General features: G+C 44.9%; 11 protein-coding genes. 3 read left to right on the forward strand and 8 right to left on the reverse strand.

Going from position 1 to position 11,502, the window contains the following annotated elements; all coding sequences use genetic code 11:
• Positions 1–70: 70 nt before the first annotated feature.
• The 4 genes from OC193_RS20475 to OC193_RS20490 form a co-directional block, all read right to left on the reverse strand.
• Positions 71–730 carry a DUF3299 domain-containing protein gene (locus tag OC193_RS20475; protein ID WP_048662245.1) on the reverse strand — a complete coding sequence of 220 codons (660 nt, stop codon included), beginning with the start codon at positions 728–730 and terminating at the stop codon, positions 71–73.
• An 81-nt stretch (positions 731–811) separates the two neighbouring features.
• A complete protein-coding gene (locus OC193_RS20480) occupies positions 812–2,191 on the reverse strand; it encodes a metal-dependent hydrolase family protein (protein ID WP_048662246.1) in 1,380 nt (459 codons plus the stop codon).
• A gap of 356 nt (positions 2,192–2,547) precedes the next feature.
• Positions 2,548–3,528, reverse strand: coding sequence for a helix-turn-helix transcriptional regulator (locus tag OC193_RS20485; protein WP_048662528.1), 981 nt, complete (start codon positions 3,526–3,528; stop codon positions 2,548–2,550).
• A gap of 182 nt (positions 3,529–3,710) precedes the next feature.
• The gene (locus tag OC193_RS20490; RefSeq protein ID WP_048662247.1) at positions 3,711–4,139 is read right to left on the reverse strand and encodes a PACE efflux transporter; all 429 of its coding nucleotides are present in this window, start codon (positions 4,137–4,139) and stop codon (positions 3,711–3,713) included.
• Positions 4,140–4,277: 138 nt separating this feature from the next.
• On the opposite strand from OC193_RS20490, the gene OC193_RS20495 reads away from it, so the two are divergent.
• Both OC193_RS20495 and OC193_RS20500 read left to right on the forward strand, forming a co-directional pair.
• Positions 4,278–5,180, forward strand: coding sequence for a LysR family transcriptional regulator (locus tag OC193_RS20495; protein WP_048662248.1), 903 nt, complete (start codon positions 4,278–4,280; stop codon positions 5,178–5,180).
• Between the two features lie 405 nt (positions 5,181–5,585).
• On the forward strand, positions 5,586–5,930 hold the full coding sequence (locus tag OC193_RS20500; RefSeq protein WP_048659932.1) for a hypothetical protein: 345 nt from the start codon (positions 5,586–5,588) through the stop codon (positions 5,928–5,930).
• Positions 5,931–6,058: 128 nt separating this feature from the next.
• Here the strand turns inward: OC193_RS20500 and thiE are convergent, their stop codons facing one another.
• Positions 6,059–6,676, reverse strand: a complete 618-nt coding sequence (thiE, locus tag OC193_RS20505) for a thiamine phosphate synthase (protein WP_048659931.1) — start codon at positions 6,674–6,676, stop codon at positions 6,059–6,061.
• A gap of 260 nt (positions 6,677–6,936) precedes the next feature.
• Here thiE and OC193_RS20510 point away from each other — a divergent pair, with 260 nt between their 5' ends.
• Positions 6,937–8,880, forward strand: coding sequence for a methyl-accepting chemotaxis protein (locus OC193_RS20510; RefSeq protein WP_048662249.1), 1,944 nt, complete (start codon positions 6,937–6,939; stop codon positions 8,878–8,880).
• A 152-nt stretch (positions 8,881–9,032) separates the two neighbouring features.
• On the opposite strand, the gene thiM is transcribed toward OC193_RS20510, so the two are convergent.
• From thiM to OC193_RS20525, 3 genes are read right to left on the reverse strand one after another with little or no spacing between them, the layout of a single operon-like run.
• The gene (thiM, locus tag OC193_RS20515; RefSeq protein ID WP_048662250.1) at positions 9,033–9,818 is read right to left on the reverse strand and encodes a hydroxyethylthiazole kinase; all 786 of its coding nucleotides are present in this window, start codon (positions 9,816–9,818) and stop codon (positions 9,033–9,035) included.
• Positions 9,819–9,847: 29 nt separating this feature from the next.
• Entirely contained in the window at positions 9,848–10,528 is a 681-nt protein-coding gene (tenA, locus tag OC193_RS20520; protein ID WP_048662251.1) for a thiaminase II, read from the reverse strand.
• Positions 10,529–10,536: 8 nt separating this feature from the next.
• Complete coding sequence (locus OC193_RS20525) at positions 10,537–11,493, reverse strand: ABC transporter substrate-binding protein (protein WP_048662252.1); 957 nt, start codon at positions 11,491–11,493, stop codon at positions 10,537–10,539.
• Positions 11,494–11,502 lie beyond the last annotated feature (9 nt).

Here is an 11,502-nt window from a genome sequence, read left to right on the forward strand (position 1 = left end):
ACCAATGCTTTTTGAGTGAGTTCTATTTTATTCATTGCTCACATTGAAAATTGTCATTTGATGACAACCATTAATTTTCTTTCTCGTAATAGTCTTCAATCATCGAAGCTTTCATTTCATAACCCATGGTGAGGTTACTTTTTCCATCGACTAAGAAAACTTCTTCAGTCACTTTGTTCGAGCTAAAGTCACCTTCTACCCATACTGGATACTGAACGTTCTGTACCTGAAAGCCTTCAGGGAAAGACACACGCACAATCTGGTTTGCTGGCGGAGGTGGCATGTGAATACATGCGCCCGCCACTGGCACTAAAAGAAACTCAATTGCGGTCATACCTTCTGAGAACTCTAAAGGCACGATGAAACCCGGAACTCGCACTTTCTTGCCGTCAAATTCTGTCGTGATAGCTTCAGCGTTCGCCTTCATGGTTTTCATGTATTCGTCACGCAGCGCGATCATTTCGTCTGCATCAACGCCCTGCTCATTTAGCGTTTTTTTGAATAATAAAGCCTGTTGTTGAGCTTGCTCTTCCTCTGATGCACTCATTGCTATCACACCTTGTAATAGACGCATTTGCTGATCGGTAAGATCTGGCATTTTTAATTTCATTTCGTGAGATTCTGAATTCAGATCTTGCCACTCAAGATTCATCGCTGTTTCAGCAAAGGTAGGTAAAGCGACGATAGTCAGTGACATCATCGATAAGATAAGAGAAAGCGTTTTTTGCATAAGGGACACCTTGAAGAGAGGTGACCTACCGAAGTAGGTCGCCTATTAAAGCTTAACTTTTAACTGAATAGTCGCGCTGTGTTACAGCGTGTTTTTGTAGACTTTGCCATCTTTCATGATGACTTTGATGGTATCGATTTCAGGACTACGCGGCTCTGCGTCAAACCATTTTTCGTTTGCACCAATCACTGTTAAGTCTTCAAGTGGGTTGCCTTCTACAATGATGATATCAGCGTATGCACCCGCTTCAATCACGCCCAACTTACCCTCTGGATATGGGTCCATCACACCAGACAACTTAACGATCTCGCCGTTTACTGATGTCATGCCTTTCAGAGTGAAGAAGTTACCAAGCTCTTTGCCCGCAAGGTAAATCGTATGGTCGGTTTGCTTAATACAAGAAACCACGTCACCAACACAGTCTGTGTGGAAGCCCCATTTAGGTTGGTATTTGTTTACGTTCGAGATGTAATCTTTGAACGCTTTGGTTGCAGATTCCGCTTTACGCTTAGATGCAGGGTTCGAGTTAATCGCTTCGATCTGTGTTAAGTAAGGGGAGAACGCAGTCATGTTGGTTGTGATGTAAGCATCTTTATCTTCCATCTTGTCAGCGATATCACCATCGAACATGAAGCCGTGCTCGATTGTTTTAACACCCGCATCCAAGTTACGCATGATCGCTTTTTTACTGTAGGCATGAGACATCACGTAAGAACCGTAAGCATCGGCAATTTCTACAGCTGCCTCAATCTCTTCCGCAGACATCGCATTCAGTTGCCAAGGGTCAAATGATGAGGCTACACCACCCGATGACATGATCTTAATTTGAGTATTGCCTTGCTTGAAGTTTTGACGCGCAGCGGCTTTGATTTCGGTAATCCCGTCAGCATTAAAGCTCACGCTATTACGAGCCATATTGGTCGATGAACCAAAGAAGTGTTGGTTAGCCGTGGTTAGATTACTGAAATCGGCGTGTGAACCCGTTGGCCCAATAAACGCGCCTGATGTGTAGAGTCTTGGCCCCGGCAACATGCCTGAGTCGATTGTTTTACGTAGGCCCGTGTTCAAACCACCCGCATCACGCCACGTGGTAAAGCCTGATTGAAACGCAGCGTTAGCGTTGACTGTTGCTCGAGCGGCCAGTTCTTCAATCGTACGGTTGTTTTCGTGGTCACTTAGATTACCACCATTCATCAGCAAGTGACCATGGCCTTCGATTAATCCCGGCATTAACGTTTTGCCTGTGCCATCAATCACTTCAGCTTCGCCAGCCTCGATCGGGCTTGCAGAGATTTGTTTGATTAGGTTGTCTTCGACTAATACGTGATGGTCTTCGTACAATTTGTTTTCAGTACCATTGAACACATCGACGTTAGTAAATAGCGTTGATGCTGCATTTGTAGAAAGAGCAAATGAGCACGAAAGAGCAACAACAGAGAGCTTTAAGCCTGCATTTTTCATTTTTACACCTTGATTCCGTTTGTTAGTGGCGTCCACTTCCCATAACGATTCCGTAACTACTAATGAGTGTTATGAGGTTTCAAAGATGTTTTTATTGGTCGTGACACTCACAAAAATCTAATCAAAATTCTGTGAAATAATCGAGGCAAAACAACTCATCAACATTCAATAACTTAGTAGTGATACTGCCAGTCTTCAAGGTTGATAAATGGCCATTTGATGACAATAAATAATTCTGCATTCAGGCTCCGGTTTCTGCTTACAGGCTGGAATTTTTAGTCACTGGCTAGAGTTTTACTCCGGAGCTGTTATTGCCGGATCTCTTACTGATAGCTTTGTACTGCTGCTTACCGACGTTAGCTGTGCTCTTTTCGGTACTGTCTTGGCGTCATGTTCATCTGTCTTTTAAAGGCTCGGGTAAAGTGGGAAGAATCGGAATAGCCCATCTTTGCACCAACTTGCGTGATCGATAGATCGGACTGCTCTAGCAATTCCAAAACCAGCTCAAGAACCATCTCTTCAATCAAGCTCTTGTAGACCACTCCTTCACTTTCCAGACGACGTTGAATCGTCCTAACGTGGATATTAAGAATCTCAGAAGCCAAGCTAATCGGGAGTTTCCCCATCGTGAGGTAAGGCTTGATCACCAACTTGAAGGCATTGAGAAACGTACTAGGTAAAGGGGCGGTTGGCTCAAGTACCTCAGCAACCTTTGGCAAGACAATCGGCGCAAGCATGATCTCTTCTGGAATTTCAAAGGCAGTAACGGGTCTCTGTGTATAAAACTGAGCAGTGCCCATTTGTGGAAGAGATTGAAAACATTCGAGATCGCCACTTTGAATACCAACCTCAGACGGCTTCCAACGTCCTTGCGTTAATACTGAAAGTAGCTCGTTAATGAAAATGACAGAGAACAATTCAGCGAACTTAAACCAAGGCGCGTTAGTAAATGGCTTCTCGCGAACAAACCACCACTTACCACCTGCGTGTTTGGTATAGACATGAGCCCCATTGGATACCAACTTTAACTGTTCACCAAATTGGTCTAACGCACTTTTCAATGAATCCTGCTGGCTTAGCTTAACCACAAACCTTGGTACATAAGTTTGCTTGCAAAAGCTCCACATAAACAACGAGAACTCCTCTCTCGACGCCGACTCCCCCATAATCTTGACCACATTTTTTATGGTGGTCTCTGGGAGGTAATCGTAATGGTCATTGCTGGTGAGAATGTCATTGGGGATTTTGGCACTGCGTAACAAGGTGTAGATTTCACCATCGATATGTTTGAACAGTTCCGCAAACAGCTCTACTTCCTTCTTATCAACCACTGTCATTATCTGAGAGGTATTTGGCATCCTTTCCTCTTAATCTGTTCTTTCAAGAACTCTAATTATCACCTTCTTTAAGATAGCAGAACAAACGATGGGTTACCTAGGCCTACTAACCGAATATCTCCGTCAAAATAACGGATAAACAAACGGTTAGTGGCCAAAATCATGTTTACTGACTTGGTAGATTATTGAACGGCGAGCTCCCCTCTGCGTACCCAGAATGCTCGAACATGGTCATAAATCAGATTAAACACAAACGCGTAAATGGTAATAAAAATGGTCACGCCGATATCCATCAAAAATGCCTGCCATAACCCCACGTTAAGCAAGTATGCCATCACAGGGATCGTCGCTATCAACAAGCCAGCCTCAAATAGCACGACATGAAAAACACGTAACTTGAGTGAACGCTTGGATTTTTCACCCGTGAAATAACGATCGAAAATACGGTTAAAACAGTAGTTCCAAATCATCGCGATGGTCGCAACAACTATCATTGTTCCTGATAAGGCATTTACATCGTGCTCAGTAAATATCGCTAAACCTATAATTGACAGTGTGACAGCCAATACTTCAAATAATACAGAGTGAAACACTCTTTCTAAGGTATTCATACATTCCTCTAAATAATCTAATGCGTGTTGGATTAACCGAGATTATGTCACCGGAAACAATAAGAGAAAGTTAACAGCCATCACGATTAGTGATAGCTTAAGCATGAATAACCCATTTTGTATTGAGCGAGAGATAGCATGTACAGTTTTGAGCAACTAAAAGTCTTCGTCACAGTGTGTGAAAGTGGCTCTTTTTCTGCGGCAGCACGCAAACTAAAACGCGCTCAATCCGGCGTCAGCCAGTCGATCGCCAATCTAGAAATCGCCATCGACCAAGAGCTGTTTAACCGAGAGAAAAACATCCCCGTTTTGACCAATACAGGTAAAGCGCTATTGCCTGTAGCTAAGTCGATTCTTGATCAGCAAAAGTATTTCGATCAAAAAGTAGAATCCCTGACACAGGAAGATGAGCACGAACTGATCATTACCATTGACGAAAGCATCATAGATAAAAATTTCATCAAGATAATCAGCTCACTAGCCGATCAGTTTCCAATCACACACTTCGATATCATTACCACCTCAACCTTTGATGTTGAAGATCTAGTAAGACGCAGAAAAGCACAGATTGGCATCATCTACGCGGACGGTGAGCTCAAGGTTGATATGGATTTCTTCTTGCTGGGCCAAGCGCGTTTCCTAACCGTTAGTTCAGCCACTCACGAACTGAGTCACATGTCCGTAGTACAAGACTCAGACCTCAAGCGCTATCGCCAATGTGTGCATCGTAGTTCAAAACAGCGCGAATTGTGGTTCACCTACGGTATTAGTTCGATGCTTTGGTATGCGAACAACCACAAGACCATTGTTGATCTCGTTGAACAGAACGTCGGTTGGGCAAATGTGCCCGAAATGATGGTGATGGAAGGCATTCAAAAAGGCGATCTTGTGGCGTTGCCTGTCTCACACGAGCATGGTGGTTGGATTACTCCAGTGGGTTGTTTAGTTTCTCGCAGCCACATCAATGGCCCAGTTCTCACCAGCCTTATTGAGCAGCTTAAGGGACACTCACTGCAATACAATCAATGGCAGGCAAACTAACCTCCCTTATTCTTCACACATCGTCAATTCAGAGGTTCAATATCGGCGTGGAACTCACCACTGCTACCTCATTTCTGCTTATCTTGCCGATAAATATCTTTGTCGTCTGGATAAAACACCCTAGTTGATGTCCAAAAGTGACCTAACTACACTGCGATCCCAACGGGTTTGTCTTTTCAAACAAATTTAGACGGACCCAAATCGCTCTTTAACACCACTGACCCAACTTCAAATCTCTCAGATAAACGCTCTGCCTTGCAGTCGCTTATTCCGGTTTCAAATAGATCACTTTTTGAATATTAATTCGCCCCAGTTTATGAGTGCTCATCGAGTGCTTTTTTATATCTAAATGAACCTTTTGGAAAATTTGTCGTGAACGTTTTAAGAAATATTTGCCCTGAGAAAATGGGTAAAGAGCGTAACAAACGAGAGTATGATTTACGCGTACTTAATTGTGTCAGTGAAAGCGAATATGAATCGCGTATGGCGGTTTGGAATAGTCTAGCGTTAACTGCTACTCCGTCTGCTTCGGAAACAAAGGGCTTCATCGATGAGTCTTTCAACAAGCTTCAACAAGACCTGAAAGAAGCTAGCCGTGAGTTGTCGATTAACTACACGGACTTCATCGCAATGGCGCATGAAGAGATCAACTACATTAAGGTGTTTGTTGCTGATAAAACCGCACAATACGGTTGGTACGCTGCGATCGTTCTTATGATCATCGGCACCGTTGCTCTGTGTATTCAATAGACCCAACAGTGTGTTAGATAGAGCACCTTAAATGCTCAGTCGATAAGCACATCTACCACTACTTTGTACTGGTGCTTTCACTAGAAAACAGATGACTAGCCTCATTTGTTTTCTAGTCTATAACCTCTTCACTCTCCCATTAGAGATAGTAAGTCTTGGGTCGCTTCTTTAGGGCTTTCAGCGTGACATATCGCCGACACCAAAGCCAAGCCGTGAATACCCGTCTGAACCAACTGCGGAATGTTCGACTCGTTGATGCCACCGATACCCACAATCGGCAGTTTGGTCGTTTCTAACGCTATTTGAATGCCTTCGTAACCCCAGTGTTTCTTTAGATTTGTCTTGGTAGGTGTCGCGAAAATCGCACTAAGGCCAATGTAATCAATCGGCAAACTATCGGCTTCTTGTAACTGCTGCTCAGTCTCAATCGACAAACCAAGAATCTTATCAGGGCCAATCAGCTTGCGTGCTAACGCGGCAGGCATATCCGATTGCCCCAAGTGCAAACCATCGGCATCAACGGCCAATGCCACATCAACTCGATCATTAATGATCAACGGCACACCTGAACCAGACAAAATCGACTTAACGGCCTGCGCTCGTTCAATAAAAGCTCTCACATCTCCATGCTTCTCTCTTACTTGAACCATAGTGACACCACCAGCGATTGCTTGTTCAACCACGAACTTAAGCGTTTCTAAATCTTGTTGGTCATCCGTTACTAAGTAGAGCTTATAAGGGTTCATATCGTGCCTTTGGAGTCGGAGTCTAAATTGAGTTGCTACCATTTTACCGACAATTCGCATCATGTGCATGGAAGTTAATACTAAATTAGCTCAATTAAGCGCGCACCATTGAATATACAACTCGTTGAAAGCATACCGAAAATCCTGAAATTTTTAACGAAAGCGTTACTTATTACACAAACTATTCACTTAAGCCTGCCCAGAACGCTGTTTTATGGAATACTTCGCTATGAAGGAATCAGGTAAATATAGGGATAGTTATGCGCCACCTTTCTATAGCGCTCAAGATCAAGCTGGGTTATGCCATCTGCTTGCTCTTTTTCGTCATTTCAGGCTTTGTGAGTTACAAAGGTATCCAAACCTTGTCGAACGGCTTCAGCCAATACAGTGAACTCAGCCATAAAGCAACACTCTCAGGCAACATTCAAGTGCACTTTCTTCAGGTGCGTTTGGCTTCTGAACGTTACTTAGAGTCATTGGATGAACAGTACGAAACGAATTATCAATCAAGTAAACTCGCGATTGATGAACTGCTCAACAACTTAATCCAAACCACCACCAACACCGATAGCTTGTCGAGCCTGCAATTAGTGCAAGACAGCGTTGCGGCCTTTGATGTGGCTTATGGGTCAATGAAACAGAGTGAGCTCCTCATCGACCAATTGGTGAATGTCGAGATGGTCAAACGAGAAACCAACGCCCTCAAAGCCGCTCAGAGCTTGTTGTATGAGTCGTACAACAACAATGATCCAAACGCGAGCTTATACGCGGGTATGTTGATGGAGAACTTCCTCGCAGCCAAGATCACCGTGCTCAGTTACTCAAACAACAACGACCTCAAAACCTATGAAGCGGGCAAAGATATCTTTGAATACGCGTTGCCAGGTATTGAAGGCGACATTGAATCTCTCAAATCCTCACCTTATCAAAGTGAGCTGATTGAAGACTTCTCGAACCAACGCGAAGCGTATGCAAAGGGCTTTGAGCAAGTTCATCAACAGATGATTGAGAACACGCAAAGAACCGCTACCCTCGCCTCTATTGGCGACAGTTTAGCGATTGCGGTCGCGGATGCTCAAAGTATTCTTGAACAACAAAAGCAAGCGCTCACGCCTGTACTGCAAGCCAGTGAAAAGCGCTCGATTCAAATCATTATATTGCTGACAGGAGTTGCCTTAGTTATTGGCATGACGAGCGCCGTGTTGGTGACTCGCTCTATTACCACAGGCATCGCGCAGGTTAAACAAATCACCAACGAACTTTCTCAGGGCAATCTGAATGTTGAAGTGAACATTGAGAGCAAGAACGAGATTGGTGAACTGCTAACCAACATGGAGATCACCATTGAGTCTCTGCGCGATATTGTTGGCCAAGTGAACCGCTCTAGTGTGCGTATTGGCGAGATGTCAGAGTCGCTTAACCAGGTGACCAATAATAGCTCGACCAACGCAACACAGTTGAACAGCGAAATGCTCAATATCTCTTCTGCCGTTGATCAATTGGCTTCCAGCACATCAGAAATTGCTGCAAGTGCTAACCACGCCTCTCAAGTTGCCAACCAAGCAACCGAGAATGTGGCGATGGGACTCAAAGAAGTAGACAAAACACTGCATGAGATTGGCAGTGCCGATGAAAGCATGCAGGTCAGTAGCCAGAAAGTGACGGACCTACATAAAGAGTCGATGAACATTGGTGCCATTCTTGAAGTAATCAAAGGCGTTTCTGAACAAACCAACCTACTGGCATTGAATGCGGCTATTGAAGCAGCGCGTGCAGGTGAGCAAGGTCGAGGGTTTGCTGTCGTAGCGGATGAAGTAAGAACGCTCGCTAAGCGTACTCAAGATTCTGCAAGCCAGATCGATGAACTCATCACCTCGCTACAGCGCGGTGCTAAAGACGCACTCGAGTCGATCAAAGAGAGCCACAGCACGGTTTCCGATGCTTCGACTCAGGCACAGCAAGCCTCTCAGAATTTGCATGTGATTAACCAACACATCCAGGATTTGAATCAGGCCAACAGCCAAATCGCGATATCCGTCGATGAGCAGGACTGCTTAACCAAATCACTGGGTGAAAATGCGCAAGGTGCCAATACTATCGCACAAAGTAACCAAGAGTCTGTAAGCAGTATTTCTGGCGCAGCGAGCGACTTAACTGAGGTTGCTCATCACCTAGAGAGCCAAGTGAATCGATTTAGAACCTAGCATAAGCTGCTTTATCACAGCTGACATAGTTCTGAGTCACAAACAAAAAGCCCCCTACACATAAGTGTCGGGGGCTTTCTTTTAGTTAAAAGCTTTAAATTAAGAGCCATTAACTTCGAACTATCAGTTTTGAGCTTAGAACTAGATTAAGCCTACTGAATCTTCAGACGCTGAATCAGTGTCTCTTCATCTAGTTGATACAACTCATCAAGCAAGTTCATTTGCAAGCTACCTGGGCCACGAGAGTTCTCAGCCGCGATTTCGCCAACCACACCCAACACCGCTGCAGCAGCCAAACCACTTTCATCACCGACAGCAGCAAACGCGCCCGCCAAAGTAGTTAAGGTACAACCCATGCCCGTCACATACGGCATCATTGGGTGCCCGTTATTTAACGTCACAACACTGTCTTTCGTGACAACGTAATCCGTCTCACCAGAAATCACCACATTTGCGCCATATTCAGCCACTAAGCATTGCGCAGCGCCTAATGCAGCATCACTACTATCCAACGCATCAACGCCTTTGGTCTGTGCTTGCTCACCCGCTAGCGCGATAATCTCGGACGCGTTACCACGAATGATCAACTTATCCGCTAAACGTGCGATTTCACGAGAAGTCTCAGTTCGCAGCGTACTTGCACCACAACCCACAGGGTCAAGAACCACCACCTTGTTGTTCGTGTTTGCTTGTTCTACCGCGAAGCGCATTCTTGGCGTCCACACGCTATCAAGCGTGCCAATGTTGATCACCAAAGCGCCAGAGAAAGACATCATCTCTGCCAATTCTTGTTGTGAGTGCGCCATGATAGGAGAAGCGCCAATCGCCAATAACGCATTCGCCGTATTGTTCATCACGACGTAGTTGGTGATGTTCACAACCAATGGCTTCTGCGCTCGCACATCGCGCAGCGATTGGATGATTTGTTCAGTTAGCATGGGTAAATCCTTATTCGTTAGAAGTCGCTTTAATCAGCTGGTGAATCATTAAGAGCGTTCAGCCCTTGCTGCCAGAAAGCCACTTCCATACGGGTTGCGGTTTTGAAGATATGAACGATGTTCTGACCGCGCTCGCTGTTGATATCAATTTCAGCAAGCAGTTGATTGAAGTATTCTGCGCCCGTTGCAACGCCAGACTGGAACTCTTCTCCGCCGTAAAGCTGAAGCCAGCTCGCGTATGGGTTGCCTTCTAATACGGTATCGCCACTTTCTAGAAGTGCTTTACCAATCACGGCATAACCAATTGAACACGGAGCCAGTGCCGCATATAAGTCGACAAGATCACCCGTCATGCCTGCATCCAGAACGTAGCGCGTGTAAGCAACTGTTCCGAAATCTTCTGGCTCGTTTTCCAAATCAGATTCCGTTAAGCCCCATTGACCACAGTAGGTAACGTGGTGAGAGATTTCTGAATCTAATAAAGCATGAACACTTGGCAGTGCACGACGCATATCAGCCAGTGTTTTTGCCTTGTAAATCGCCAATGCATAAGCGCGAGCATACTGTTTTAAGAACAGGAAATCTTGCTTCAAATAATGTAGAAAACAAGGCTGAGCGAGTGTGCCGTTTGCCAGCATTTTAACAAAATCATGCTCAGTGTAGTCTTGCCAATCTTGCTGACAGGCTTGGATTAAGTCTTGGTATTTCATGAGATTCCTTAGTCAAAAGTCGGCACGTAGTCAGCGGCTTTTGGTAGTGATTTAATAATACCTTTGTCGAACATGAACTGTGCGTAATCGTCGTAACGCTTTAGGTCAACAGCAGAAGGGCGAAGTGCAAAACGAGTCAGCGTGTCATTCCATGCGCGTTGGTTAAGCTCGTTATTCAACGTATCTGGTGAATACGCCACAAACTCGCTCCATGACTCTTGTGGGTGATTCACAATGTAAGTTGTTGCTTGTTCCAATGCTTTGTTGAACGCTTTGATCGCTTCATCATCGTGCTGCTTTGCGTTCGCAACAAAGATAAGCTCATCGTAAGCTGGCACACCGTGCTCTTCTGGGAAGAATGCTTTTGCTTTAAAGCCTTCAAGTGCCAGTTGGTTGGTTTCGAAGTTACGTAAGCCACCCCAAATTGCATCTACCTTGCCTGATGCCAATGAAGATGAAAGTGCCCAACCGACATTGATGGTTTGCACGTCTGTAAACGCAACATTTTCTTGTGCTAGCATGGTGCCGATAGTCGCTTCTTCGTTACCCGCAATCGCGATACCGATCTTTTTGCCTTTCAGATCCGCTAACGAATCGTTCTTGCCATTATCCAGTACCATTAGTGTGTTCAGTGGCGTCGCGATAAGGGTTGATGCACGAACCAAAGGAAGACCCGCTGCCACATCCATAGTTAAACTTGGTTGGTAAGTTACCGCTAAATCGACCTTACCTGCCGCAACCAATTTTGCTGGCGTGCTTGGGTCAGCTGGTTCTTGAATTTCAACCTCTAAGCCTTGCTCAGCAAAGTAGCCACGCTCTTGAGCGATCACAATCGGGCCATGGTTCGGGTTCACAAACCAATCCAACATCAATGTCAGTTTCTTTTGTTCAGAGTCCGCTAGAGCATGACCTGAAACCAATGAAGCAAGCAGTGCCACTGCACCTACCAATTTGGTATTTTTCATAGTTAACCT

The sequence above is a fragment of the Vibrio crassostreae genome (assembly GCF_024347415.1).
GTDB lineage: Bacteria > Pseudomonadota > Gammaproteobacteria > Enterobacterales > Vibrionaceae > Vibrio > Vibrio crassostreae.